Annotated in this window: 24 protein-coding genes; 8 read left to right on the top strand and 16 right to left on the bottom strand. The window is 44.9% G+C overall.

The window, feature by feature from the left end; all coding sequences use genetic code 11:
• Positions 1–132: 132 nt before the first annotated feature.
• From ABD894_RS13555 to ABD894_RS13545, 3 genes are all read left to right on the top strand, one after another.
• Positions 133–1,584, top strand: coding sequence for an SDR family oxidoreductase (locus ABD894_RS13555; RefSeq protein ID WP_345211584.1), 1,452 nt, complete (start codon positions 133–135; stop codon positions 1,582–1,584).
• Positions 1,585–1,673: 89 nt separating this feature from the next.
• Positions 1,674–2,615 carry a TIGR01777 family oxidoreductase gene (locus ABD894_RS13550; protein ID WP_345211583.1) on the top strand — a complete coding sequence of 314 codons (942 nt, stop codon included), beginning with the start codon at positions 1,674–1,676 and terminating at the stop codon, positions 2,613–2,615.
• Positions 2,605–3,918 (top strand): cryptochrome/photolyase family protein, encoded by a 1,314-nt coding sequence (locus tag ABD894_RS13545; RefSeq protein WP_345211582.1) that lies wholly within the window; start codon positions 2,605–2,607, stop codon positions 3,916–3,918. The genes ABD894_RS13550 and ABD894_RS13545 overlap by 11 nt, the downstream gene beginning before the upstream one ends.
• A gap of 1 nt (position 3,919) precedes the next feature.
• Here ABD894_RS13545 and ABD894_RS13540 read toward each other — a convergent pair whose 3' ends face one another.
• From ABD894_RS13540 to ggt, 4 genes are all read right to left on the bottom strand, one after another.
• The gene (locus ABD894_RS13540; protein WP_345211581.1) at positions 3,920–4,852 is read right to left on the bottom strand and encodes an FKBP-type peptidyl-prolyl cis-trans isomerase; all 933 of its coding nucleotides are present in this window, start codon (positions 4,850–4,852) and stop codon (positions 3,920–3,922) included.
• On the bottom strand, positions 4,853–5,359 hold the full coding sequence (locus tag ABD894_RS13535) for an FKBP-type peptidyl-prolyl cis-trans isomerase (RefSeq protein ID WP_345211580.1): 507 nt from the start codon (positions 5,357–5,359) through the stop codon (positions 4,853–4,855).
• A 108-nt stretch (positions 5,360–5,467) separates the two neighbouring features.
• Positions 5,468–5,926: a MarR family winged helix-turn-helix transcriptional regulator gene (locus ABD894_RS13530; RefSeq protein ID WP_345211579.1), complete on the bottom strand. Its 459-nt coding sequence runs from the start codon at positions 5,924–5,926 to the stop codon at positions 5,468–5,470.
• A 30-nt stretch (positions 5,927–5,956) separates the two neighbouring features.
• Positions 5,957–7,654, bottom strand: a complete 1,698-nt coding sequence (gene ggt, locus ABD894_RS13525) for a gamma-glutamyltransferase (protein WP_425562958.1) — start codon at positions 7,652–7,654, stop codon at positions 5,957–5,959.
• A gap of 170 nt (positions 7,655–7,824) precedes the next feature.
• Here ggt and ABD894_RS13520 point away from each other — a divergent pair, with 170 nt between their 5' ends.
• Complete coding sequence (locus tag ABD894_RS13520) at positions 7,825–8,316, top strand: hypothetical protein (RefSeq protein ID WP_345211577.1); 492 nt, start codon at positions 7,825–7,827, stop codon at positions 8,314–8,316.
• A gap of 200 nt (positions 8,317–8,516) precedes the next feature.
• On the opposite strand, the gene ABD894_RS13515 is transcribed toward ABD894_RS13520, so the two are convergent.
• A complete protein-coding gene (locus ABD894_RS13515; protein ID WP_345211576.1) occupies positions 8,517–10,550 on the bottom strand; it encodes a S8 family serine peptidase in 2,034 nt (677 codons plus the stop codon).
• A gap of 156 nt (positions 10,551–10,706) precedes the next feature.
• Between ABD894_RS13515 and ABD894_RS13510 the strand changes: the two genes are divergently transcribed.
• Complete coding sequence (locus ABD894_RS13510) at positions 10,707–10,916, top strand: hypothetical protein (protein WP_345211575.1); 210 nt, start codon at positions 10,707–10,709, stop codon at positions 10,914–10,916.
• Between the two features lie 65 nt (positions 10,917–10,981).
• Here ABD894_RS13510 and ABD894_RS13505 read toward each other — a convergent pair whose 3' ends face one another.
• Together ABD894_RS13505 and ABD894_RS13500 are read right to left on the bottom strand one after the other, a co-directional pair.
• Complete coding sequence (locus tag ABD894_RS13505) at positions 10,982–11,602, bottom strand: DUF4136 domain-containing protein (RefSeq protein ID WP_345211574.1); 621 nt, start codon at positions 11,600–11,602, stop codon at positions 10,982–10,984.
• A 70-nt stretch (positions 11,603–11,672) separates the two neighbouring features.
• Positions 11,673–13,322: an NAD+ synthase gene (locus ABD894_RS13500; RefSeq protein ID WP_345211573.1), complete on the bottom strand. Its 1,650-nt coding sequence runs from the start codon at positions 13,320–13,322 to the stop codon at positions 11,673–11,675.
• 30 nt (positions 13,323–13,352) lie between these two features.
• Here ABD894_RS13500 and gldB point away from each other — a divergent pair, with 30 nt between their 5' ends.
• A complete protein-coding gene (gene gldB, locus ABD894_RS13495; RefSeq protein ID WP_345211572.1) occupies positions 13,353–14,396 on the top strand; it encodes a gliding motility lipoprotein GldB in 1,044 nt (347 codons plus the stop codon).
• A 360-nt stretch (positions 14,397–14,756) separates the two neighbouring features.
• On the opposite strand, the gene ABD894_RS13490 is transcribed toward gldB, so the two are convergent.
• Positions 14,757–15,893, bottom strand: coding sequence for a PQQ-dependent sugar dehydrogenase (locus tag ABD894_RS13490; protein ID WP_345211571.1), 1,137 nt, complete (start codon positions 15,891–15,893; stop codon positions 14,757–14,759).
• Between the two features lie 205 nt (positions 15,894–16,098).
• On the opposite strand from ABD894_RS13490, the gene ABD894_RS13485 reads away from it, so the two are divergent.
• A complete protein-coding gene (locus tag ABD894_RS13485; protein WP_345211570.1) occupies positions 16,099–18,318 on the top strand; it encodes an ATP-binding protein in 2,220 nt (739 codons plus the stop codon).
• Positions 18,319–18,320: 2 nt separating this feature from the next.
• Here the strand turns inward: ABD894_RS13485 and ABD894_RS13480 are convergent, their stop codons facing one another.
• Together ABD894_RS13480 and ABD894_RS13475 are read right to left on the bottom strand one after the other, a co-directional pair.
• On the bottom strand, positions 18,321–18,773 hold the full coding sequence (locus tag ABD894_RS13480; protein ID WP_345211569.1) for a phosphatidylglycerophosphatase A family protein: 453 nt from the start codon (positions 18,771–18,773) through the stop codon (positions 18,321–18,323).
• Positions 18,774–18,783: 10 nt separating this feature from the next.
• The gene (locus ABD894_RS13475; RefSeq protein ID WP_345211568.1) at positions 18,784–19,611 is read right to left on the bottom strand and encodes a TerC family protein; all 828 of its coding nucleotides are present in this window, start codon (positions 19,609–19,611) and stop codon (positions 18,784–18,786) included.
• Positions 19,612–19,776: 165 nt separating this feature from the next.
• On the opposite strand from ABD894_RS13475, the gene ABD894_RS13470 reads away from it, so the two are divergent.
• Positions 19,777–20,013: a hypothetical protein gene (locus tag ABD894_RS13470; RefSeq protein WP_345211567.1), complete on the top strand. Its 237-nt coding sequence runs from the start codon at positions 19,777–19,779 to the stop codon at positions 20,011–20,013.
• A 136-nt stretch (positions 20,014–20,149) separates the two neighbouring features.
• Here the strand turns inward: ABD894_RS13470 and ABD894_RS13465 are convergent, their stop codons facing one another.
• From ABD894_RS13465 to ABD894_RS13440, 6 genes are all read right to left on the bottom strand, one after another.
• Positions 20,150–21,106: a hypothetical protein gene (locus ABD894_RS13465; protein WP_345211566.1), complete on the bottom strand. Its 957-nt coding sequence runs from the start codon at positions 21,104–21,106 to the stop codon at positions 20,150–20,152.
• Between the two features lie 10 nt (positions 21,107–21,116).
• Complete coding sequence (locus ABD894_RS13460; RefSeq protein ID WP_345211565.1) at positions 21,117–22,235, bottom strand: toxic anion resistance protein; 1,119 nt, start codon at positions 22,233–22,235, stop codon at positions 21,117–21,119.
• A gap of 68 nt (positions 22,236–22,303) precedes the next feature.
• Positions 22,304–22,915, bottom strand: a complete 612-nt coding sequence (locus tag ABD894_RS13455) for a TerD family protein (protein WP_345211564.1) — start codon at positions 22,913–22,915, stop codon at positions 22,304–22,306.
• 3 nt (positions 22,916–22,918) lie between these two features.
• Positions 22,919–23,473 carry a TerD family protein gene (locus ABD894_RS13450; RefSeq protein ID WP_345211563.1) on the bottom strand — a complete coding sequence of 185 codons (555 nt, stop codon included), beginning with the start codon at positions 23,471–23,473 and terminating at the stop codon, positions 22,919–22,921.
• A 1-nt stretch (position 23,474) separates the two neighbouring features.
• Positions 23,475–24,308, bottom strand: a complete 834-nt coding sequence (locus ABD894_RS13445; RefSeq protein WP_345211562.1) for a phosphoribosyltransferase family protein — start codon at positions 24,306–24,308, stop codon at positions 23,475–23,477.
• The gene (locus tag ABD894_RS13440) at positions 24,283–24,999 is read right to left on the bottom strand and encodes an HAD family hydrolase (RefSeq protein ID WP_345211561.1); all 717 of its coding nucleotides are present in this window, start codon (positions 24,997–24,999) and stop codon (positions 24,283–24,285) included. Before ABD894_RS13440 ends, ABD894_RS13445 begins: the two co-directional genes overlap by 26 nt.
• Between the last annotated feature and the right edge of the window lie 312 nt (positions 25,000–25,311).

Raw genomic sequence — 25,311 nt, 5'->3', positions numbered from 1 at the left:
AATGACAAATTTAGTCATCCCAAAGATGAGCCATCAAGCGGGCGGCGAGGAACAACACCCTCTTTTTTGACTTTTGAATTTTCACTTTTGAATTAATAAAAAACACCTTTGCCCATCACTTGTTGCAGCTACATGAAAGTGTTGCTTGCAGGTGCTAACGGATACATAGGAACCCGCCTCATTCCGGTTTTACTGGAGAAAGGCCATGAAGTGGTATGCCTTGTGCGCGACAAACGGCGCTTTCATGAGCAAAGCGACTTTAGTGATAAGGTAACCCTTATTACCGGCGACCTGCTGCGTGAAAAAAACATAGAAGCTTTCCCTAATGATATTGACGCGGCCTATTACCTGGTGCACTCCATGTCGCAATCGCCCGACTTTGCAGAGCTCGAAGCATTGTCGGCACATAACTTCACCCAACAGCTAAATAAGACCCGCTGCCGGCAAATCATCTTTTTGAGCGGCATTGTTAACGACAGTAACTTATCGAAGCACCTGCTATCGCGCAAGCATGTAGAGGAGGTACTTAAAGAAGGCAATGCTGCGTTGACCGTATTACGGGCGGCCATCATCATCGGTTCGGGAAGTGCCTCGTTCGAGATCATCCGCGACCTTACCGAAAAGTTGCCCATAATGACGGTGCCCAAATGGGTGAACAATCGCTGTCAGCCTATAGGCATCCGTGATGTGCTGGGTTACCTCGAAGGCGTATTGCTCAATGAAAAGGCGTTTAATGGCACATTCGATATTGGCGGCCCGGATGTGTTAACCTTTCGGCAGATGATGCTTACTTATGCCAAAGTACGCGGGTTAAAGCGCTATATTATTACTATCCCGTTCCTGTCTCCCAAAATATCATCTTACTGGTTGTACTTTGTTACCTCTACCAGCTTTTCGCTGGCCAATAGTTTGGTAGAAAGTATGAAGAATGAAACCGTATGTAAGGATAAGGCCATTGATGAAGTGGTACCGCGCAAATGCCTTACTTACGAAGAGTGTTTAAAGCTGGCATTTGAAAAGATAGAGCAAAATTCAATAGTTTCAAGCTGGAAGGACGCGCTGAACGGGGGCTATTTGCATTCCGGCTTTATGGACCAGATAAAGGTGCCGCAAAACGGCACTATGGAGTACAAGGTAAAACTACCTTTCGAGAGTGATACCAGCAAGGTGATGGGCAATGTATGGTCGATAGGTGGTAACCGCGGCTGGTATTACTGGGACTGGATCTGGAACATCCGTGGCTTTTTGGATAAGGTATTCGGCGGGGTTGGCTCACGCAGGGGGCGCACCAGCAATATCAATATTTCGCCCGGCGATGTGATAGATTTTTGGCGCGTTTTACTGGCCGACAAGGTAAATAAACGCCTGCTGCTTTACGCAGAAATGAAACTGCCCGGCGAAGCCTGGCTGGAATTTAAAATAGTTGAACGCCATAATAAGAAATTTTTGAGCCAGGTAGCTACCTTTAGGCCAAACGGATTGTGGGGACGCCTGTACTGGTATTTGATGTGGCCCTTCCACCTGTTTATATTTAACGGGATGGCCAAGCAACTGATCAATTACGAAGAGGTGAAGAAAATTTAGTCAATAGACGATGGTCAATAGTCCATGGACAAAATTACAACTATGGACTATCGACCATGGACAATGGACTAAAAAAACTAAAAAACACTATGGACCATCGACTATGGACCATCGACCAAAAAACCATGAGCAAAAGCATACTACTCACCGGCGGATCGGGATTGTTGGGGACACACCTCACCAAATTATTACTGGCTAAGGGATATACCGTGAGTCACCTTGGCCGCAAGCCGGGTAAAAATCCGCAGGTAAAAACCTATATATGGGATATTGACAAGGGCACTATCGATGCGCAGTGTATTGATGGCATTGATACCATTATTCACCTGGCGGGTGCCGGTATAGCTGATAAACGCTGGACAGCTGCCCGCAAACAGGAAGTAATAGACAGCAGGATCAAATCGGCCGGACTTATTTACGAACTACTGCGAAATAAAGAGAATACGGTAAAAACGTTCATCTCGGCATCGGGCGTGGGGTATTACAGCGACCGTGGCAATGAAGCGATGAGCGAAGACGATGCGCCTGCCAACGACTTTTTAGGCCATTGCTGCGTGGTATGGGAACAGGCGGCCGACGCAGGCAAAAGTTTAGGCTTAAGGATAGTGAAATTTCGTACCGGGGTGGTGCTTGATATTGGCGGAGGCGCGTTGCCTCAATTGGCAGCACCCATAAAATTTGGTTTCGGCGCGCCATTGGGCAGCGGTAAACAATGGATCTCGTGGATACACTGGCACGATGTTGCCGAAATGTATCTCTACGCTGTTGAAAATGAAATAGAAGGGGTATACAATATGGCTGCTCCCAACCCGGTTACCAACAAGCAGCTTACACAGGCGGTAGCTAAACAAATCAAGCGGCCGCTTTGGCTGCCCAATGTACCGGCTTTCGCGCTTAAACTATTTTTGGGCGAAATGGCTACGCTGGTTTTGGGCAGCACCAAAACATCGGCACAAAAAATTGAGGATGCCGGCTTTAGTTTTAAATACAATTTTGTTGAAGAAGCATTGAAGGATATTTATGGCAAATAAAACACCCGTAACCGTTTTTTGGTTCAGGCGCGATCTGAGGTTAGATGATAATGCCGGTTTATACCATGCCCTTAAAAGCGACAACCCGGTATTGCCGTTGTTTATTTTCGATAAAGAGATTTTAGGCAAGCTGAAGGACAAACACGACCCACGTGTTACTTTCATCTATCAAGCCATAGAAGAACTCAACAGCGAGCTTAAAAAGCACGACAGCGCCCTGTTGGTAGCCTACGATAGGCCCGAAGATGCCTGGAAAGCCGTGCTGAAAGAATACGAAGTTGCCGCAGTGTATACCAATCACGATTATGAGCCCTACGCCAAAACACGCGACGAAGCCATTACCGATCTGCTTAAAAAGCACGATGTAGAATTTAAAACCTATAAAGACCAGGTAATCTTTGAGAAAGCCGAGGTGGTGAAAGATGACGGCAATCCCTACACCGTGTTTACGCCTTATAAGCGTAAATGGCTGGCTGCAATAAAGCCTTTCTACCTAAAATCATATCCTACAAAAAAGTATCTTAAAAACCTGTTCGGCTTTAAGCCGCAGGCTATACCTACGCTTAAAGAGATGGGGTTTGAAAAAAGCGAGCTCGAACTACCCGATAAAAGGTACAGCGATGTAATTGACGACTATGCCGAAAAGCGGGATTACCCGGCCGTACGCGGCACATCGCACATTGGCATACACCTGCGTTTTGGCACGTTGAGCATCCGCAAAGTAGCCGCAGAAGCATCCGAAGCCGAAGAGAAAACCTGGCTGAACGAACTGATATGGCGCGAGTTTTACAGCATGATCTTATACCATTTTCCGCATACGATGGATCATGCCTTCCGGCCCGAGTACGACCGTATTAAATGGGAGAACAACGAAGAGCAATTTGAGGCCTGGTGCGAAGGGCGTACCGGCTACCCATTGGTAGACGCGGGCATGCGCGAACTGAATGCCACCGGCTTTATGCATAACCGGATACGTATGCTTACCGCCAGTTTTTTAAGTAAAGATTTGCTGATAGACTGGCGCTGGGGCGAACATTACTTTGCCGAAAAATTGCTGGATTACGAAATGGCCAGTAACGTAGGCGGCTGGCAATGGGCAGCTGGCTCAGGTACCGATGCCGCGCCATACTTCAGGATATTTAGCCCCGACGCGCAAACCAAACGTTTTGATAAGGACCTGAAGTACATAAAAAAATGGGTTCCGGAATATGCCGACTTCAGCAAATATCCAAAACCCATTGTTGATCACGCCTTTGCCCGCGAACGCTGTTTAACAGCGTTTAAAGCAGCGCTGAGTAAATAGCTTAATAATACGTTACTCCCGATATAGAAAACTCATTTCGTATACATGAAAACGCAGGTATAGAAAGCGAGCCGATAAGTGCACTGCTACGGCCAAATGCCAAACGCGATGGCATAAGCAGAGATATACTTTGACCGTTTTTTGCTAATTTTAAACCCTGTTGAACCCCTAAAAGCTCACCATCAATACTAACAGTAGCAGAAGCGGTTGCCTGGTCAAATATGGTGCCGTTGAATAGTGTACGTGTATAAGTAGCCGTTACAGATGATGTTTGAGTGATTATCTTACCTGTATCAAGCCCTGATATTTTATAATATAAACCCGATGTAGCCTTGGTATAACCCGCCAGGCCATTATCTGACATGTAACGTTGTATGGCACGATCATCATAATCTTTTAAATTATCAACAACATGTACATAATAGTCCAGGCATTGATTACCGGCTATACGTCCGTTTACTACGCTGCTACTGCCGGACCCTATTCCGTTAACGCCATATGCCATGCGCGAAGGTATCAGCAAACGCATGCTTCCGCCCTGCCGTTTAAGTATATTGTATATACCAACTTCCAATCCTTTTGGCAAACCATTTTTTGTAATATAACCTACAAAAGTGGTAACGTGGTTACCCACAACAGTATCGGCTGATGTATATTTACCATCAAAGGTCTTTATTGTAAATACTAATGATACCGTGTCCGAATATTTAAGATCGGCATCACCTGTACCTGGCTGTATTATTTTGTAATACATGCCGCTGGTATCGCCATTGGTAGTATCGCGTTTAAAGTCGGTAAGATTGTTAGCCGCTATATAATTCTTAATCTGCTCATTATCATACGCCCGTATATCAGGATAATTACTGTCCCGTTTGCATGATGCTGCCAGTATAACCGTGCTTAATAGTAAAAATGTAAATAGTTTTTGTTTCATTTAGTTATTCGTTACATCGTATAATGTGATATCAAAATCAAGTATGGCATCAGCGGGTAAATTAGCCTCGGGGTGCGCGTACGGCCCATAAGCATACCGCGATGCCGCGATGATCCTGATTTCCCCTCCCTGCTGAATAAATGGTATACCCAGCTGCCATGCTTTTATAATGTTTCCGCCCAATATGTATGATGGGTGAAAATCTGTTGTTTGTGCTACTACTTCGCCGGTGGTTAACAGGCGGGTGGTTTGCCCCACCGTAACCAGTGTTGAGTTGGTAAAAATATCGCTGCCTACACCCGGCTTTCTGATAATGTACCAAACCCCTATGGTATCGCCTACCCTTTTAGCGCTATCGGCAAGGTTATTATCCTCAATATATTTTTGGATAATACCGTCGTCAATAACCGCCTGCGCCCTTGCCCGTTCAACACCTATCAGTGTTTTTTTACAGGCCGTTAGCGAAACGGCAAATAATAAGGTTATTATCAACAGTAATCTGTTCATGTTTACTTTCAACCCGCAAATTTATCTTTTTATAATTCAAAAACAGCAGCTTAACATTTTTTAACGTTTGCACATGCTGTTTATGGTGTACACGCTTAAATAATTCGGCTACACTTTTTGGTTATCGGGGTTATAGTTAATGGTGAGTTGATTGATCTTTTTTAATAATTGCGTAAGGTAGTCCCTGTCTTTTTCGCCGATGTGCTCGTTAAGGTAGTTGTTAAACTGCTTAACCAGTGCACGCGCGAACTGCCGTTTTTCAAGCCCGAGCTTGGTAAGATAGATCTTAACCGACCGCTTATCACCAGCGTTCAACTCGCGGTATATCAACCCGTCGGCCTCAATATTATTGAGCATGCGCGATAAACTGGTTGATTTTAAACCCAGCAACTGCGCCGCCTGCGATACCGTTGTGCCCTCCACCTCATCAATATTAATGAGCAGGTAACCTGTTGATTGGGTAATGCCATGTTCAATAACCAGCTGGTTATATTTATTAGCCATGGTTTGCCACGCTATTTTTAACAGGTAATCAATGGTTTCCTGGTGCTTTAAGGTATTACGCATACTTCACAAACATAAATATTTTACGGGCAACTACCATCCTTGTTTTGTATCGTCGCCCCGCGGATCGGCTCCACCTTCATAATAACCATCAGCGGTTACCACAATGGCATCAACGCGACCTATAGGGCCGCTGTCTTTTATCATATACCCTTTTTGTTGCAATTTATTGTGCACCTCGTTATTTATAGCATCTTTTTCTACCTCAACCACATCGGGCAGCCACTGGTGATGGAAGCGTTTGCTGCTTACTGCCTGCTGAGCATCCTGCCCAAACTCAACCACATCCAATATGGTTTGAAAAACAGAAGTGATGATAGTAGAGCCTCCGGGGGTACCTACTACCATGAATAATTTGCCGTTTTTTTCCAGGATGGTGGGCGTCATGGATGATAGCATACGTTTGCCGGGCTGTATACTATTGGCCTTGCCGCCCACCAGACCGTACATATTAGGCACGCCGGGTTTCGAACTAAAATCGTCCATTTCGTTATTCAGCAAAAAGCCCGCGCCGCCAACAAATATTTTGGAGCCGAAAGAATCATTCAGTGTAGTGGTGATAGATACCGCGTTGCCCTGCTTGTCAACAATAGAAAAATGGGTGGTTTGATCGCTCTCATAACCCACAAACGCGCCGGGCTGAATGGCTGAACTTGATGTAGCGGCATCCCAACTGAAGTTTTTTAACCTGCCGGTGATGTAGGCCGGTTTTAGCAGGCTATCAACAGGCACCTTGTAAAAATCGGGATCGCCGAGGTATTTAGATCGATCGGCATACACCCGGCGCTCTGCCTCAACCATCAGTTGCACGGTTGAGTCGCGGTTGTAGCCCCAGCGGCTTAGCGGATAATCCTCCACCGAACGCAGTAATTGCAGCAGGGCAAGGCCTCCGCTTGATGGCGGCGGCATGGTGATCACCTTATACTGTTTGTATTTGCCAATGAGCGGCGTGCGCCATACAGCACGATAGTTTTGCAGATCGGTCAATGTAATTAGTCCTTTGCCGTCTTTCATTTCGGCTACTATTTGCCCGGCTACTTTGCCGCCGTAAAAACCTTCACGGCCTTTATCGCGAATTTGTTCGAGAGTTTTAGCCAGATCTTCCTGTATCAGAATATCCCCTTCCTGCCATTCCGTATCTTTAACCAAATAGCTTTTACCGGGATTGAGTTTCCTGAACATGGCCTGCTGGCGATTAAGATCGTGCGCCAAACGGGCCGTTATTTTAAATCCTTTTCGGGCGAGGTCAATAGCTGGTTGTACCAGCGAAGCCCAACTTAAGCTCCCGTATTTTTTGTGCGCCTGCTCCATGCCGTCCACCGAGCCGGGTACCCCCGAAGCCTGGTGGGTATATAAGCTTTTATTGGAGATGATATTGCCTGCGCTATCCAAATACATATTTACATTGGCTGCCGACGGAGCCTTCTCCCGAAAATCGAGCGCAGCCGTTTTACCACTTGCCGACCGATATACCATAAAGCCGCCGCCCCCAACATTACCGGCCTCGGGCAATGTAACCGCCAGCGCGAACTGTACGGCCACCGCGGCATCAACAGCATTGCCGCCCTTCTTTAATACATCGGCACCAACACGGGCAGCATCGGGGTATGCGCATACTACCATCCCGTTACGGTATTTGGCAGCATTGCTTGTGCTTTGCGCATCGGCAGGGGCAGGGTTAAAACATACCGGCAATGCCAGCAGCAATGCCAATTTTATATAGTTATTCATCATTTATTAAATGCAGTTGGCCTAATTTAAGCTAAACTGCCATTTTATAATGGCTTCAGGTGTCAATATTTAGCATTGATTATCAGCACCATACAACACAACAAGCTTTGTTTTTTGTTATGGGTTGACATAAACGCCGGTTTCTGCCGTTTATTTGCAAAAACTTTACAATGAAAAAACTACTATTTACATTATTTATTGCCGCTGCTGCTCTCCTTGTTTCTACCCGCTCGCAGGCGCAGGATTACCCTATTGCTGCCGGCTTAAAATTTGGCGGATATGAGAATGGCTTATCGGTAAAATATTTTATGCAACCTAATACAGCTCTTGAAGGTATACTTGGTTTACGTAGTCATGGCGCTGTACTTACCGGCTTATACGAAATACATCAGGAGGCCTTTAATACAACCGGGTTAAAGTTTTACTATGGTTTTGGTGCCCACGCGGGTTCAATAGGCCGCGGTAAATACAAAAAACTTGGCGGCGATGAATATTACGAAGACAGCAAGATATTATTAGGTGCCGATGGTGTTTTAGGTTTAGAGTACAAATTACCCGAAGCTCCTATAGCCATCAGTCTTGACCTTAACCCACGTGTTGAACTGGCTACCGGTCCGTTTTTTGACCTTGCCCCGGGTTTGGGTATAAAGTATACGTTCTAACAAAAAATATCAATAAAATACCGAGCACAATCAACGTTTTGATTGTGCTTTTTATGCACGGCAGTCATGTTCTTGGGCGCTTTCGCCCGAAGCTGTTTGCTGACGAGAAAAGAAACATCATTTTTTAAGCCCTCTCCCATGGAGAGGGTTGGGTGAGGCATAACACGCGACGGTTAGCTACGACGAGTACCTTTAAAGCCTTATCGTGCTACAATAAACTTTTTAGTGTAAACCTGCTGCCCCGTGGCAATTTTTAGTATGTATATCCCGGTTGACAGGCTGCCTACATTTAATGGCTTGCTGTACACGCCTGCGGCCACATTCGCCTTTTCGGTATGCATGTTTTGGCCCATCATATCATATACATTTAGCGTTAGCTGCCCTGCGGTTTTAACATTAAGCAGCACGTTAAGCGTATTATTAGCCGGAATGGGGTAAGCGGATAGGCTTTCGGTTACCACAGCGGCATCAATACCGGTAAGGTTACCGCCTGTAAGTATTACAGAGTATTTTTGTGAGCCGCCTTTAAGCGTACCTTTATTGGTAATGGTTATGGTATAATCTTTACCCGCAACAGGGTTGGCTATGTACACCTGTTCAATATTATCGCGAATGTTATTACCGGTTGTGGCCAAAGCGTCAGGGTTTGCCGGGTCGAGCATCCAAGGGTTAAAGATACCAGCGCCATCGGTTACGCTTATGTCCAGATCATTGATCAGCTTAGGCGTTCTGTCGTTCAAAGTACCTGCCGCGGCTACCGTACCTTCGGGGTCTGTCCATGAAATGGTCGCTATTAGTGGTTCGTCACCTATTGCCTTAGTTACAAAGTTTTGTACCTGGCCCTGCTGTATCGTATTTTCGTTTATAGCGCTTTTAATGCCCATATCGGTAATGGCCTGCGCCGCTTTACGCATATCCAGCAGCCCCCAGCCAAATTTATAATCGGGACCAACATTACCCGCGTCAAAAGCGGTATGGCAGGCCAATCCTTTTAAGGTAGCGGCGCGCATCAGGCTGTCGTGGTGCAACTGTCCATAGTACTCCTGCAACAAAATAAGAGAGCCGCTCACGTTAGGCGATGACATTGAAGTGCCCGATTCAATACCGTATTGATTAATACCCGAGTTTAATGTTGAATATACGTTCACCCCCATGCCCACAATATCAGGCTTAACACGGCCGTCATCTGTTGGCCCCCAGCTGCTAAAGCTAGCAATTCTTACATCTGAGCTATTAGTTGGTCCGTTCGGTAATTGGTTTACCGCGCCCACTGTTAAAATATTTTTGGCATTACCAGTGGTTGATATTACATCGAAGCCGTTATTGCTGCTGATATTTGCCGGTCGTGGGCCTTTATTAACAAATGTTTGATCAGTACGACTTTGGTAGCCCCAGTAAGTAGCGCCAACAGCAGGCCCGGTGTAAGCATGGCTGTTACCCGCCGATTCTACAATGAGGTAATATGGCGCATTGTAAGCAATACGGTCAAAATCCTGTGCACGGTTATCATAATAACCAAATATATAATCTTCCGTATCGCCGGGCAGGCCATACCAGTCCCAGCGGTTTTCACCGACATTGCGATCCCAACCGGCAATATCACCATAAGAATGATTGGAGATGAGCAGGTTTGGCGATGCAGCCGTCATTTCAGATACATCATCATCAAAATCATAAGATAACAGCGTATTCGCGTCAAAGGCCATTCCTTTAGCCAACGGTACTACGCCCTTAGCTATCATGGTACCTGCAACGTGTGTGCTATGTTCAACAGAACCGCCCTGCCCTGCACCTAAGGTGATGGTTTTACCGGCAAATTCCTGGTGGGTACGAAAAACCGTACCGCCATCCCATATAGCCAGTTTACCGTTCAAGAAGTTGCTTGATCCTGATAAATTAAGGTTTAATTCGCCGCCCGGTTGCACCGCGTTAGTGCGGGTAGCAGCGGCAGCTTCGGTATTATGCGTGGTAAGATACACCGGGAAACCCAAGGTATTAATCCCCTGCAAACTAATAATACGGCCATTGGTGGTTTGCCTGCGCACTGCCCAACCTTTGCTTTTGGCTAATGCCAGCGCTTTCTGAAAATTAATTTTATGGGCTGCGTTAAGCTGAACCGCAAGCGCGGTTATTTCCTTTTTTTTAGCATCAGTAACCAACACCCGCTGGGCAAAAGCACCCGTACCAAACAATACCAAAAAGCAACCCGAAAGCGCTGATAAAATCCTTTTCATATTATGGTTGAAAGATAAGGGTTTATATTGCAAAACAGAAAATCAAGTTTGCAGTACAGCAGCGTTTTGTTCAACCTGTTCATTTACGCCCAAACCCACAGCAAACGGCAAAAAGCCCTTTTATAAGCTGTAAGTTTGTATACAAGCTCCATTTTTATGAAAACCGGTAAGATCAAAGCTTTACTGATATTATTTATGCTGGCAGCCCTTAACCTTAAGGCGGCCGATGATGTACCCCTGCCCTGCGATAACAGCGACCCCGACCTGGAATGCCCTATTGATACCTGGGTATTGCTACTCGCCGTAATAGTATTGATGTTCACTTTTATACGCTTAGCGCGCAGGCATAATCAAGCCAGCCCGTAATAAAAAAAGCCCCACCGGCATTACACCAAAAGGGCCTTCTTTCAGGTCAATAGTTTATTTCTTTATTATGATTTGTTATCGGCACTAAGCTTTAACTGTGCAATAATACCGCTTACTACCTTTGGCAAATCGTTAATAGCTTTTTGCGGATTACGCAGTTCACCTACGCCATAACCGCGCCATACCATTTTACCGGTTTTGCGGTCAATAAGGTCGATAATGATGGTACCCTCACGGAAAGGAACACGATCGGCATAACCGCCGCCGTAACCACCCCAGCCCCAGCCGCCGCCATAGAACGGACGATAGCCCCAGCCACCCCAGCCGCCCCAACCCCAGCCACCGCCGTAAAAGCCGCCGTAGTAAGGTGAGTAGTATTGTGTTTTATAACCACGCCCTGTCATTGCTGTATAGTTTACGTACAAATCGGGCTGGTCATCCTGTAATGTTAAGCCTTTGGCCTTTAATGCATCGTTAGCCGCGTCCTTAATATTTTCAAAGGCAATATCGTTGGAATATATTTTCTGCGGATTGTTGTCCGGCTGTTTCATTCGTACCCAGCCGAAAGTACGGTAACTCCCAAAATTGGTTTTATTTTTTGCAGCGGTATAGTACCTGTAATTTGAACAGGCGGATAAAACTGATATGCACAATATCAGTAACCCTAAATAGATCGATCTTTTCATGGTCTTCTTATTCCCTCTTTTTTATTTAGACGAACGCAAACGCAAAAGGTTTAGTTTAATATTCAAATATTTACGATAAATATTTACCTACAATTGGCATACGCCGCCCCATACCGAATGCTTTTGGCGATACCCTTAAAATAGGCGGCGTTTGGTAGCGTTTATGTTCGGCAGTGTTTACCAGTTTTATTACCCGTTTTACGGTGTTTTCTTCGTAGCCCATTTGTATAATTTCCGACGATGAGCAGCGGTTTTCCACATACTCGCGCAGTATCTTATCCAGCACATCGTACTCCGGTAATGAGTCGGTATCCTTTTGATCGGGTCTTAGCTCTGCCGACGGCGGTTTAACAATGGTATTTTCGGGGATGATCTCGCGCTCGCGGTTAATGTATCGCGCCAGCTCGAACACCTGCGTTTTATAAACATCGCCAATTACAGAAATACCGCCGCACATATCGCCATACAACGTACCGTAACCTACTGCCGCCTCGCTTTTGTTGGAGGTATTAAGCAATATATAGCCAAACTTATTACACATGGCCATTAAAATGATCGCCCTGCTGCGCGATTGTATATTCTCCTCGGCAATATTGAACGGCAAATTATTAAACTGCGGTTGCAGCACCCCCTCAATAGCATCGGTAACGTTGCGTATGGCAATGGTTTCGCTTTTACAGCCCAGGTTATTGACCAGGTCTTCGGCATCTTTCAGCGAATGGTCTGTAGAGAATTTAGATGGCAACAGCACAGCCATTACATTTTCGGCACCCAGGGCCTCCGCGGCCAACGCGCACACCACGGCCGAATCTATCCCGCCGGATAAACCCAATGTAGCGCGGCTAAAGCCGGATTTGTAAAAATAATCCCTGATGCCCAGCAATAACCCTTGATGGATCTGTTCGATATCCGAAGGACGCTCTGTTTTTAAGGTAGATTGATGGTCGAAACTGATGGAAGCGTCATCATTAAGGGTATAATACGTAAGCGCTTCTGTAAAATAAGGCAGCTCATCGGCCAGTTTACCAGTGTTATCAATCACCAGTGAGCCACCGTCAAATATGAGCTCGGTTTGCGCGCCTATCTGATTTACGTAGAACAGCGGCAATTTATACCTGCTCGCGTTATCGGTAAGTATGGCGATACGCTCTTCATCGTGGTTATACGCGAAAGGCGAAGCCGCGATATTGATCATTACATCGGGCTGCTGTTTTATCAGCGAATCCATTGGCCGGGTAATGTACAGCGGGTTTTCTATCGTATTCCACAAATCCTCACAAATAGTGAGCGCAATACGCTTGCCCTTAAAATCGATACAGTTAAACTCGGTTGATGGCTCAAAGTAGCGATACTCGTCAAACACATCGTAGTTAGGCAGCAGCGCTTTATCAACCCGGGCCTCTATCTTACCATCGTTTATAAAATAGGCGGAGTTGTTAAGATCTTTACCCTCGGGTTTATGATTAACCGTTGGCAGCCCGATGATACAGGCAATACCGCTGCTGGCGGCCGCTATTTTATTGGCGGCATCATCGCAAAGCGATATAAATTCTTTAAATTCCAAAAAATCGCGGGCAGGGTAACCGCTCACACATAGTTCGGCAAATACTACCAAATCGGCACCGTTTTGCTTCGCTTTGCCAATAGTGTCAATTATTTTACCGGTATTGGCTTCAAAATTACCTATGTGATAGTTTAGCTGAGCTAAGGCGATTTTCATTATAATGAGTTATTTATACTTTTGTGTAGGATGAATATAGTTGCTATCGTTAACAAAACACGTCAAATTTATTTAATTTTTTTGATCGGCCTGCTCATTACCTCGTGCAGTAATGATAAGCGTGTTGATGTGAGCAACATTAAACTCGATGTTAAGATAGATCGTTTCGACCATGATTTTAACCTGATGCACGTAAAACCGATGCCGCAACAGGCCGCTTATCTGCAAAAAAACTACGGTACATTCTACACTGATTTTATTGAACGTATTTTACAGGCCGGCAGTATACAGGATACCGCTTATTATACCACCTTACGCACTGTTTTTGCAGGCAAAGCGTATAATGATCTTAAACACGAGATTGATTCGATATACCCCAACCTTGATAAACAGGAAGCCGAACTGACCGACGCTTTTAAACACATCAAATATTATTACCCTAACAGTCGCTTGCCAAAAGTATACGCTTACTTCTCGGGCTTCCAGGCGCAAACATCTATAGGCGATGATTATTTCGGCATAGGGCTTGACCTTTTTTTGGGTGCCGACTCAAAATTCTACCCGGCATTGGTGCAAACTTTTCCGCATTACATTTCGCGCCGTTTTACGCCCGATAATATTTCCCCGCGGGTAATTGAAGGCATTGCCCGCGAAAACATGTTCCCAGAGGATGATAAGGATAAATCACTGTTAGCCAAGATGGTTTACAACGGCAAGATCATGTATTTTATGGATAAGATACTGCCCGACCTACCCGACTCTACCAAAATTGGTTATACCACCCAGCAACTGCAATGGTGCAACGATTTTAAGCAAAACATTTGGGCTTTCTTCCTGGAAGAAAACCTGCTCTACAATTCCGATTATCTGCAAATACAAAAATACCTTACCGAAGCCCCCTTTACCCCCGGCCTCGGCGAAAAGAACGAATCGGCCCCAAAACTTGCCGTATGGACGGGCTGGCAAATTGTAAAGGAATACATGGATAGAAACCCCGGCGTAACGCTGCAGCAGCTAATGAAAGAAACCAACGCGCAAAAGGTATTGAACCAGTCGAAGTATAGGGCTAAATAAGTTGCAGGTTGTGTGTTGTAAGTTGCAAGGCGCTCTTCGTTTATTGTCATTGCGAACGTAGTGAAGCAATCTCGCCGCGTTTTATGCGTCCTTTTTGTGTTAGCTTGCGTTCAAGGCTGTTTATTAGCGGAAATAAAAACAACACTTAAAGATAGATCTAAAGCCCTCTCCCTTGGAGAGGGTTGGGTGAGGCTTTCATGGCGGCATAGCATAACCATTCAACCTGTCTGCTTGAATATTTACAATACAGCGGCGGGACGCCGCGTAATAGTCGTCACTCGGCTGAAGCCGTAGCGACTGCATGTGAGTTTAGTATTATAGGATTGACAACTTTAAAAAGTTGTCAATCCTCACAAATACTTACTTCTTCGGTATCAATTTCACCAACGTTCCCGGCCCTTCGGTGATGGCATAAATATATCCATCCGGACTTTCAGCGGCATATCTGAAACGGCCTTGTCCCTGGAACATCCTGTCTTCTGATTTAAATTCGGTTCCGTTAAGCGAGATACGGTTAAGGTGCATGGCTGCCAATGCGCCCAGCAGCAGGTTGCCTTTCCAACCCGGATATTTGTCGGAAGTAACTATGCTTAAACCGCAGGTGGCTATCGATGGCACCCAGTAATGTTTAGGATTTTCAATGCCGGGCAGCTCCTTGTTAGGTGTTAGTATAGTACCATCGTAGTTAATACCGTACGATGTTTTTGGCCAGCCATAATTTTTACCTTTTTCAATCAGGTTCAGCTCGTCGCCACCTTTGGGGCCATGCTCGTCTTCCCAAATACGGTCGTTAACGGCATCATAAACCATACCCTGCGGGTTACGGTGGCCATACGTCCAGATAGAGCCATGCGCGCCTGCCTGGCTAACAAAAGGATTATCTTCAGGAACTTTTCCATCGTCAAATACACGGTGAATTTTACCGTGATCGTTATCCAGTTCCTGCACCTTAGGTTGCGTGCCCCTCTCGCCTACGCTGATAAACAGGTATTTATCCTTATCAAACACCACACGGCTGCCAAAGTGAAAATCGGCCTTTAGTGCCGGTTTAGCTTCAAAAATATCTTCCTTGTCAACAATCTCGTTACCCTTCAGTTTAAAACGGATCACAGCGGTTGATGCCAATCCGTCGCCTACCGGTTTTGAAAAGGTGATGTAGATCCAGCCGTTCTTTTTATAGTCGGGATGCAGTTTAATATCCATTAAACCGCCTTGTCCGTGGTTAAAAACGGCAGGCACGCCGCTTAGTTTTTGGCCGGTAAATTTATCGTCCTTAAAAACCAGTATTTCACCGGCGCGCTCGGTAACAAGCAATCGTCCGTCGGGCAGCCATACCATTCCCCAGGGATTGTTAAGGTCGCCGTAAATTTTTTGAAGGGTTACTTTAGCGGTGTCGGCACTGCCGCCGCCCACATTGTTTACACCGGCATCGGGCGATTGGCACGACAGGAATATAAAACCGGACACGAGTACCGATAATAGGCAATATTTTTTCATGATGATTATAACAAGTTAGCTATCAGTTGGTACTATAAAACTACAATTTATACATTAAGTTTTGCTACCAACACGCTTTTTCAGCTAACTTGTTACACTTAAAGTGCCGTATAAAAAGCAATGTGGCAAACATTTTACCTTGTAAAGCTTTTATAACTCAGATATTTTTTCATATTTGTTTAATATTTCTACTTATAAATAACGCATGAGCGAACAACTGATCGACTTAACAAACTGTGACAGGGAACCCATTCATATACCGGGTCAAATACAATCACACGGATTTTTTATTGTTGTCGACGACGCTTGTTTCATCCGTTTTTACAGTGAAAACGTTTTCAACTTCTTGCCCAGCATCCCAACCGACTTGTTAGGCAGGCATATACAGGATATTGAGCCGCTTATAGGCAAAAACGAACCACCCGATTTTATTAACCAGCTGCTTAATTTCGGTCGCGGTAATAAAAGTTTTGATCAAACCAATCCTTTTCAAACTGATATACAGGGTAAGCCTTTTTACCTCATTATTTCAAAAGCAGACAATTACTTTGTACTGGAGTTTGAAACGGCTACATCTGACATGAACCTCGACCTTCAAAAAATGATAGGCCGTTCCATATCAGAGATGCTGGCCGATAAGAACCTGCAACACCTGCTCAACAATTCGGCAAGGCAGGTAAAACAGGTAATTGGGTATGATAGGGTGATGATATACCGTTTTGCCGAAGACGGGCATGGCGAAGTACTTGCCGAAGCAAAGAATGACGACCTGGAACCATGGCTCGGCCTGCATTACCCGGCATCTGACATACCTAAGCAAGCCCGTGAGCTTTATAAAGTTAACCTCACAAGGCTGATCGCTAACGTGCATACCACGCCATCAAAAGTAGTTACGTCGGCTAATTTCGGCACAACACCGCTCAATCTTACCCATTCGCAATTACGGGCTGTATCGCCTATCCATATCCAGTACCTGAAAAATATGGGTGTGGATTCAAGCTTTAGCATTTCGCTGCTTTATAAGGGCGAATTATGGGGTTTGATCGCCTGCCATAACTACACACCGCGTTTTATTGATTTTAAAACAAGGGAATCGTCCAAGCTGATCGGGCAGATCCTTTCGTCGGCATTGGAGTTCAGGCAGGATGAGGAGAACCAACAGTTACACGAGCGTTTCGTTGGCACGGTAGATAAGCTGTCGAAATACATGCTTAAAACCAACAGCATTGAAGACGCGCTTACCAGGCAGGATAGCACCATATTGGAGGCTGTTAATGCCGAGGGCGTAGTTTTACTATACGAGAACAATATTATAAAACAGGGCAAGGTACCTGCCGATGAGCAGATTCGCGAACTGACGGCATGGCTTACAACGCACGTAAACGAGCCGGTATATTATACCGACCACCTTTCGGCCGCTTACCCGGCCGCGGAGGCTTATAAGCACGTTGCAAGCGGTGTAATGGTGACTACCCTGTCGCGCGAGCTGGGCGAGTACGTAATATGGTTTAAGCCCGAGCAATTGCAAACCATTACCTGGGCAGGCAACCCCGACAAACCGGCCGAACTGCAAAACGACGGCACCTTTAAAATATCGCCGAGGCATTCGTTCGAGGCATGGTCGCAAACGGTGGTAAACAAATCAACACCCTGGCTTAATGAAGAGGTAAAATCGGTTATCAGGCTAAAGGAAGAGATCATGTACGCCATTAACCAAAAGGCCGGTGCCATACGCTTGCTTAACGAGCGGTTAAAGCAGGCGTATGAAGAGTTGGATACCTTTAGCTTCACCATATCGCACGATCTTAAAAACCCGCTTTCGGCCATAAAAAGCTACTCGCAGTTATTAACCCGCGATACCACGCTGAAACCCGAGGCCCAAAAGGTGCTCGACCGCATTGTGAACCGTGCCGACCGCATGAACTACATGATAAATGAGGTGCTCGATTATTCGCGTATCGGTCGGTCAGACATTGAATTTACCAAAATTGAAGTTGCCCCCATCATAAACGATATTGCCAAAGAGCTGGGCATAGTTTACGATACCGAAAAGCTACAGTTAAACATCGGCGCAACACCTGATATACAAGGCGACCCGCTGATGATTTCGCAGGTGTTTGCCAACCTGTTGAGTAACGCGGTAAAATATTCGGGGCAGTCTGACCCGCAAATTGTGAGCATTGAAGGCCGGGAAACCGAAGGCGGTATTATTTACAGCATCAGCGATAATGGCCTCGGTATAGATATTAAACAACTACCACAAATATTTGAACTGTTTAAACGTATGGATAACGTGCAAGACATTGAAGGCTCGGGCGTGGGCCTGGCCATTGTTAAGCGCATTATTGAAAAGCATAAAGGCAAAATTTGGGTAGATAGCGAACTGGGCAGGGGTACTACCTTCCACGTAGAGTTCAGTAATTAAGCTTACAGTAATTTCAAGTACACAATCACCTGCAGCACAATATTGGCGTAAATACCGGCCAGTACATCGTCCATCATTACGCCGGTGCCGCCGGGCAGGTTTTCCAGCTTACGGATAAACAGCGGCTTTACCATATCAAAAAAGCGGAACAGTATCAAGCCCGCCAACAGTAGTTTCCAGTTATTAATGGGGATAAACAGCATGGTGATCCACATACCGGCAACCTCATCAATTACCACGCGGTAACTGTCTTTACCCCATTCTGGCTCCACCTTATTACCTACGTATATGCCAACCAGTATTATTACCAGGGCAATTACCACATTGGGCAAAGGCGCTAATACTGCCGGTACCTGCCATAAAAAATACAAGATGATACAGGTAACGATACTCGCGTAAGTACCGCCACCTTTAAAATAACCGATGCCGAACCACGAGGCTATTAATTTATTCATGCGGCAAATATCAGCTTTTATCCAATACTTTTTCGGCGTTTTCGGCTACTTCGGGTTCAATGGTATGCCTTTTCGGGAAATTGAACAGCAACGAGGTTACTACCGGGATAATGAATATAGCCACCGTAAAGATAGACACGAACAGGTCGGTCTTTTCACCTTCAATGGCATGCGATATAGGGCTTTCAGGATAGAAATGGGTAAACAGCGATGATGACAGCTTAACACCCAATACACCGATCACGATGAAAGCGATAGTTTCTAAAAAGGTAAATTTCTCCATCAGTTTAACAAAGGCCTGCGCCACAAAACGCATAGCCAGTATACCGATGAAGACCCCTGTATAGATCAAAAACACGTGGTCGGTAAAGGCTACCGCCGCGAATACGTTATCTATAGAAAAGGCAAGGTCCATTACCTCAACCAGCGCTACCGTAGCCCAAAAGCTGCCGATGACACCAACGGTTGATTTATAGATCCAGCTTTCTTCTTTCTTAACAGCTTCTTCTTCGCCGCTTTCTTCTTCTTTTTTCTTGGCTGCTTTTTCCCTGAAATAATTGATAGCGAGGTATAGCAGATAAAATCCGCCAAGAGGTTTTAACCACCAAACAGTAACCAGCCACGCGGCCAAAAACAGGCATATACCACGAAACACGTACGCGCCGATGATGCCGTAGCGCAAAGCTTTGTTACGTTGTTCTTTAGGCAGATCGAGCACCATGGTGGCCAGCACCGCGGCGTTATCTACCGATAAAAGACTTTCAATTACGATCAGGTTAAGAATGATGAGCAAGCCTGCTTTAATATCGTCGCCTAAAAGGGTGTGTAAAAGATCCATTTTTTTGTATTATTCTTTTTTGTTGTTTAGACAGGGGATTGTTTTGAGTGTTACAATTTGCTAAATATTATCGATATTAGGGTGGTATTATATTTATTTGGCTGATTATCAACCCGGCAATAATTACAGTACGGCATTCGTTTTAATACAACACGCACTATAACTATGGGATTACTGTACGCGCTGCTATCTATTGTGCTTATTGCACTGCCCCTGGTACATTGTTACCTCATAGCCCGGTTTATCGCGTTAAGCTATAAATATCATGATACCAAGCCGCTGTTAAGGCATTTGGGGTGGTTGGCTTTGGTTACCTTTCTGCCGGTGATAGGTTACTTTTTATACTATAACCAGCTGAACAAAGCGGCGATTGAAGAATATACTGAAGACGCAGCCTGTTAAAGTATGTACTATGTACGTTTTACCCCTTTGCTAATGCGTAGCCACTTAACGGGGCAAAAAGACATATAATATGATGCTACAAATCGGCAGCTCCTACGGAGCATCATAAAAGGGGCAATTTGTGTACACCAGCCTGTTAAAGCATATCCGTATTCAGCATCGTTTTCAGGATATTAGCCTGAGTATCAAAGCTGGCAATATTTTGCAGAAAGTTAATATCCGAGATCTTCTTATAGTTATCGGCCAGTAAGGAACGTACCTCCTGCGGTATGTTTATTTTGGTGATGTTGGCACGGCTTTGCAACTGGTCGTTCTTGTCTTGCAGTTCCTGTATAATGCGTTCGTTACGGGTGAGGTCGGTGGTCAGGTCGATACCCTTTAGCTTGCTCACATCTGCAAACAAAAACATATTGCGCGATGGGTAGAACAGGAAGTGCTCGTCATCGTCAATAAACTTATATACCTCAATGATGAGGTTCCCGGTTTTTAAGCCGCAATAAAACTCGGTACGAAAATCAAACTTACACAACCTCCCCATCAGCTTACGTTGTATGGTAGCGTTGGCGTTGCTGTACATGGTAGCCGGATCGTAATCGGTTAGCCCGGCCAGTAAGTCGGGCGATATGGTGTAAAAGAAATCTTCGGAGTAGCGTGCGCTAAAGGCGTTGATGTTTTTGGCAAAGGGATAGTCCTGCTTATTATCCGACAGTAGCTGGTATAGTTTGCGCAGGGAATTGTTGATGCGCAGTGCCTGCCGTTGTTTATCAATATTGAAATCGTTCTCGGTAAAGTCCGACTCCTTAATGCTTTTGATAAGCTCACTGTTCAACTGAATTTCGTTGAACAGCAAGCTTACATTATTTTCGTTGATCTTTTTGATCTTCCTTAACAGATCGATAGCGGGCTGCGTAAACTGAACATGGAAAAGTTCCAGTTTATTTACATCAAGCTCAGGGTTGGTGTCGTAAAGTTTGTGGATAACCTGTGTACGTAAATATATCTTATAAACTATCTCATCCTCAAAAAAGGTAGAGAGTAATTGCAGTTTACTTAATATTTTGTTTGATTCACGTATTATTGGGTTATCATCCATTCTTTATCCATCAGCTAACGTTTGTTACGTTCTTCCTCAGTTCAGTTTCAAGGGTTTGCAGTTCGGTATTCAGCACTTTGCGGTTTTGCGTGCCTTGTTCGTGTATCTGCTTCACCTCGTTCAGTGTTTCAATGAGGGATTGCGTTGTGCGCTTAAGCGTATCCAAAGATACTACCGTTTTTTCATTTTCCCTTGCTACATCAATACTGTTTTGTTTCAGCATATCCGCGTTTTTCTGCAAAATGGTGTTGGTAGTGTCTGATATTTTCTTCTGCATTTCCACATTGGCCTTTTGCCTTTGCAGAGCTACAGCTATGGTAAGCTGGTTTTTCCAAACCGGTATAGTGGTTGATACTATCGACTGCGCTTTTTCGGCAATGGAAGTATTGTTGTTTTGCACCACGCGTATTTGCGCCAGCGATTGCATCATAATAAAACGGACGATCTTCATATCGGCCAAACGCTTATCTAAACGGCCGCAGAACTCGCGCAAATCGGCAATTTCATAATCGTTATAGGCCGATGGGTTGGCTTCCATTTCTGCCAGCTTTTCCATCAGTTCCTTGTACTTGATCTGGCCCGATATAATGAGGTCTTCCATCTGCTTGATGTATTCCACATTACTGTCAAACATGGTTTGCAGCGAGCTGTTATCTTTAATAGCATTCAAACGGCCGGCCTTTACCTTGTTGGTGATCTTATCCACATTGGTAATTACCAGGTCGTATTTTTGAAACAGCTTTTTGGCATCGAACACCAGTTTTTTAAGGAACGGTATTTTAGACAGGAACGATGTTACGCCGCTTTTTTCAAGCTCGTCAACATCAATATAGTTGAGTTCGGTAAGCAGATCGTTAATTAAAGTACCTACCTCGCCCGAGTTATAGGTACGTACCGATGCCAGGAACTGGTTACTGTACTTCTCCATTGATGCCTGCACCTCGGTGCCGTAGTTCAATATAGAGTTGGCATCAGCCGGACTAAGATCTTTACTTAATTGCGAATATTTGCTGATATCGGCCGGGCTTGCCAGCGTTAAATCAACATTACCTTCTTTATCAATCAATTTAACAGGAGCCGATGATGGCGCGGGTACGCTTTGCTCAGGGCTGTTCAGGTTTGGTTCCATATTGTAGTGTTTAATATTTTAAGCCTTTATCAATTTATGGTTTAGATTGATAAAGGCTTAAATAGTTACTATAAATACTTTTGGGTTACGGTTTGTACCGTTTCCTGTAGCTTTCTGTCTTTGGTTGGTTCGCCAATGGCATTAAATTTCCACTCGCCGTTGCGTTTGTAAAATACGCCCAGTACCATTGATACGTGGCCCGCAAAACCGCCGCCGCTAATGTTGTATTTAGCAAATTCTTCGGTCACCCTTTTTGGCGTGCCTTCATACACACGGATGGAAGCGAACGGAATGCTGCCGAAATCCTGCCCGCGGAAGCTGTTCAGTACAAATGCCACGTAGGTAACATTTGCGCCCAGGCCACCCAAGTCAACCGAGATAACTTCATTATCCAGTCCGTCATCGCCGCCCATATCACCTGTTAAATCATCGCCGCTATGTTTTACAGCGCCGTTCTTTGATTTAAGGTTGCCGAAGTATACAACCTCTATCAGTTGCTTTTGATCGTCGTAAATGGCGCAGCTGGCATCAAGGTCAACCGCTTCTTTGCTGCTGCCAAAACCGAAAAGGCCTTTCTTTTCTATAGCGCCCCAGTTAATACCTACGCATATATTTTGCAGTTTGCTGCCGTTGCTTTTTTCGAGGCTGATGCGTTGCCCTTTTTCAAGATTGATTGCCATGTGTTAATTATATTTATTTAAATAATCTTGCAGGCCGCCTTTCATACCCGCGCCAACCGCCTCAAACTTCCACTCGTTATTACGTTTGTAAATACGGCCAAACTCAACCGCTGTTTCAATAGAAAAATCTTCTTCCAGCTCGTATTTTAAAATATCAACATTGGTTACGCTATCAAAAATACGGATGAACGAGTTACGCACCTGGCCAAAGTTTTGGCGGCGGTTATCGGCATCGTGTATGGTTACTACAATGCAAATCTCTGATGCCTGTGCCGAAATTTTCGACAGGTCGACCTTGATCTGCTCGTCATCGCCATCGCCATCGCCGGTAAGGTTATCGCCCGTATGTTCAACCGCCTCATCCGGCGATTTAAGGTTGTTATAAAAAACGAAGTGCTCGTCGCTCAATAGTTTTTTGTTTTCGCCTAAAATAAAGATGGATGCATCCAAATCAAAGCTGGTACCTGTTGATGAACTGTTGGTATCCCAACCTAAGCCTACTGTAAATTTGGGCGCGTTAATAGCTTCGCGCTGCCCTTTTTGCAAATTAATTGCCATTTTATACTAAGTTTTTGTTGTATGTAAATAATAGGTTGCGTATATGGTTTAGGTTTGGCTGGTAACACTCCATGGTATGGTAGCCGTTGCCCAGGGCCATATCATATAAATTGTTAATAAACTCATCGGTTTGGCCTTGTAAAAATATGCAAAAGCTATCGTGCTTATAGTTAAGTATAAACTTTACTATGCGCGTATTAATGCAAAACCTGCCGCTTTTAATTATGGTATCCAAATCAAAAATAGTTTCAACACTGTAATAGTTCAAAAAGTTTTCAATTTTGGGATGAATGCTGCCACTCACCAGCTCGGCAAAGTAGAGCATATATATTTCATTTTGCAAATTATATTCGCCCACCATCTTCATGATCATGCGCTCGTGGCTGCCGGTTATTTTAATATCATCTAAAAAAACCAGTGTTTTGTTAGTCAAAAAGGCCTTGTCGATATGGAACGAATCGTTACCTATCAGGCGCAAGCGCTCTTCGGCATTCAGTTCGCCATAATCCTCTTTATAGGTAATGGTACGGTGCACTTTGGTTTCCTGCACCACGGGTTGGCCATGCGCGGCCAGCCAGCGGTTGAGCCGGGCTACAAAATGGTTCTTTAAGGTAAAGGTAGCCGTAGGGATGAACGAGTACGGACTTGATATTACTACTATTTGCTGGCTGATATCGCCACGGACTAAATGCTGCGCGATAAAGCCATCGGCCAGCGCTGTACCATAGTTATAGGCCACGGCATCATCACCATATTTAAAACGGCTGTAATCTCCCGGACTAAAGCCGAAGTTATCGGCATTGCTTATTTTATGTAGTGAGTATGTTGCTGGCATGTTTGATAAGGTTTTTGATAGATACATTGTTTGAATTTACCAGCATACTTTTAATGCCGGCCGCGGTTGCCCCCTGTACGTCGGCCACCGGGTTATCGCCTATGTGGATGATGTTTTCGTGATTTACCGCGCCATGTAATTGCTGCACGTGTTCCAGCATTAGTCCGAAGAATGCCGCCGAAGGTTTGGACATGCGGGTTTCGTCAGAGTACAACTGAAAATCGAAATATTGCGCAAGGCCAATCTCCGCAAGTACTTTACGCAGGCTCTTTCCGCTGATAAAACCGGTATTGCTTAGTATATTGATGGTTGCCGGGGTATTGTTTTTAAGGTGCGCTAAAACTTCAATAGTTTCGGCTGAATATACTAATGGCAGATTGGCAAACAGCATGCGTTCTATTTCGGTCATGAGCGCGGGCATATCAATGTCGCCTACGGCAATGTCGCCATCATTCATCAGGCTGATCACCATCAGGTACATTTCATCGGCATCGATGTTCTTTCCGGTTTTTTCGTTAATGGCGTTCACCATCAGGTCGACCTGCCTGAAAATACGGGCGACTTCCTCCATCGGCTTATCCTTATAATTAAAGTTATGATGAAAGAAAGCTGTTCGTGCAGGCTTAAACGCCGGGTTAGAACGAATAAGCGTGAGCCAAAGGTCGAAGGAATAGTGTTGATATTCAGGCATGGGTCAATGTTATTAAATGCGCTTTTTAGTAAAAACTATATGCTTATCACCTTCAAAAACCCGAAAATTAAAGCATTAAAGAACTATTTAATTTTGTTAATGTAAAGGATATTTTTCACTACCCGAAATTTAGACTTCAAAATATCAAATTGGTTACAATAATTTTAAACAGGGGTAATTTGACTCACCCTGTCTACGCTGCGCTGGACTTCCCTCTCTGCTGCGCAAAGAGGGCTAAAAGAAAAAACATCTCGTAAATCAAATCTTAACCCTCTTTCCACAAAGTGGAGAGAGGGTCGCCCAGCGAAGCGT

The sequence above is a fragment of the Mucilaginibacter gynuensis genome, from assembly GCF_039541195.1.
GTDB classification, from domain to species: Bacteria; Bacteroidota; Bacteroidia; order Sphingobacteriales; family Sphingobacteriaceae; genus Mucilaginibacter; species Mucilaginibacter gynuensis.
The sequence above is the reverse complement of the archived record's forward strand: the minus strand, read 5'-3'. Positions and strand labels throughout refer to the sequence as shown.